The organism is Streptomyces nanshensis (assembly GCF_001751255.1).
GTDB lineage: Bacteria > Actinomycetota > Actinomycetes > Streptomycetales > Streptomycetaceae > Streptomyces > Streptomyces nanshensis_A.
Genome location: NZ_LJGW01000572.1, coordinates 1 through 1,782 on the forward strand (window position 1 = coordinate 1; position 1,782 = coordinate 1,782).

Sequence of the window (1,782 nt, forward strand, 5' to 3'; positions counted from 1 at the left end):
CGGCGGTCCGCCGCCGCTCCGGACGGCGAGGCAGGCGACGGCGGCCGGCCCTCACCGTCCGCCACGGCCCCGCAGCCCGCCCCGTCCGCGCAGCCCTCCCGGCCCTCTCCGTCGTCCCAGGACAGCAGGGGTGCCGAGGGCGCTGCGTAAGCTCCTCGTTCCCGGGTGTGAGCGCCGGTGTCGGCGGTGCCTGGCACAATGACCGGGCAGGTTCACGAGCGAGCGAGACGATCGAAGGAGACAGCGTGGCCACCGCAGGTCCCCCCGTCCGCGGCAGGTCGACGCGGCAGCGCGCAGCCGTCTCGGCGGCGCTGGCCGAAGTCGAGGAGTTCCGCAGTGCGCAGGAGCTCCACGACATGCTCAAGCACCGCGGGGACTCGGTAGGGCTGACCACGGTCTACCGCACGCTCCAGTCCCTCGCGGACGCCGGCGAGGTCGACGTGCTGCGCACCGACGACGGCGAATCCGTCTACCGCCGCTGCCACAGCGACGACCACCACCACCATCTGGTGTGCCGCCACTGCGGCAAGGCCGTCGAGGTCGAGGGCCCGGCCGTGGAGAAGTGGGCCGACTCCATCGCCGAGGAGCACGGCTTCGTGGACGTCGGCCACACCGTGGAGATCTTCGGTACGTGCGGGGAGTGCGCCGCCGCGAAGTGACCGCCGGGGGCGGGACGTACGTGACGCACCGCGCGCCCCGGTCCCTACGCCCGGCGGTCCCGGCGGATCTCCGCCCCGCCGCTACGGCTTCTTGCCGCCGTCCTTCGCCCCGCCGAAGCGCCGGTCGCGCTGGGCGTACTCGAGGCAGGCGCGCCACAGGTCGCGGCGGTCGAAGTCCGGCCACAGCACGTCCTGGTAGACCATCTCGGCGTAAGCGCTCTGCCAGATCAGGTAGTTGGAGGTGCGCTGCTCGCCGGAGGGGCGCAGGAAGAGGTCCACGTCCGGCATGTCCGGGTAGTACATGTACCTGGCGAGGGTCTTCTCGTTCACCTTCGCCGGGTCCAGCTTTCCCGCCCGTACGTCCTCGGCGAGCGCCTGCGCCGCGTCCGCGATCTCGGCGCGGCCGCCGTAGTTGACGCAGAAGTAGAGCGTCATCGCGTCGTTGTCGACGGTCTGTTCCTGCGCGACCTGCAACTCGCGGACGACGGACTTCCACAGTTTCGGCATCCGGCCGACCCAGCGGATGCGGATGCCCAACTCGTCCATCTCGTCGCGGCGGCGGCGGATGACGTCCCGGTTGAAGTTCATCAGGAAGCGCACCTCTTCCGGCGAGCGCTTCCAGTTCTCCGTGGAGAAGGCGTACAGGGAGAGGTTCTTCACGCCCATCTCCAGGCAGCCCTTGAGGACGTCGAGCACGACGCCCTCGCCGACCTTGTGCCCCTCGGTACGCGGCAGTCCCCGCTGTTTCGCCCAGCGGCCGTTGCCGTCCATGACACAGGCCACATGGCCGGGGACGAGCTCCGGCGGGATCTCGGGCGGGCGTTCACCGGAGGGGTGCGGCTCGGGTGTGACGTACTCGCGACGCTGCCTGTTCAGCATTGCGCGGCGTGCCATGGTCGTTCAGCTCCAGGGATGGGACGGGTCCGGGGACGGGGTTCGCGGTACTGCGGTACGGGCTTACGGCGGGACGGCGTTGTGCGGGGCGGCCCGCGCCGTACGGGTCCGGCCGTACGGACGGTGCGGCAGACCCCGGCGAGCGTAGCCGACGGCCGCGCGTCGCCGCCGGTCAGGACTGCCGGGACGGCTCCTCGCCGCCCCCGGGGTCTTCGGCCGCCGGGCGGCG

The 1,782-nt window shown here is 71.9% G+C and carries 2 protein-coding genes; one reads left to right on the plus strand and one right to left on the minus strand.

Annotated features, from left to right (window positions below; all coding sequences use genetic code 11):
• Positions 1–245 precede the first annotated feature (245 nt).
• On the plus strand, positions 246–659 hold the full coding sequence (locus AN218_RS29820; RefSeq protein WP_070020174.1) for a Fur family transcriptional regulator: 414 nt from the start codon (positions 246–248) through the stop codon (positions 657–659).
• A gap of 81 nt (positions 660–740) precedes the next feature.
• Here AN218_RS29820 and AN218_RS29825 read toward each other — a convergent pair whose 3' ends face one another.
• Positions 741–1,553, minus strand: coding sequence for an isoprenyl transferase (locus tag AN218_RS29825; protein WP_070020175.1), 813 nt, complete (start codon positions 1,551–1,553; stop codon positions 741–743).
• Between the last annotated feature and the right edge of the window lie 229 nt (positions 1,554–1,782).

What these genes read in the sequence shown, in the direction of transcription:
- AN218_RS29825 (WP_070020175.1), bottom strand. Translation starts at nt 1,553, where the DNA reads ATGGCACGCCGCGCAATGCTGAACAGGCAGCGTCGCGAGTACGTCACA.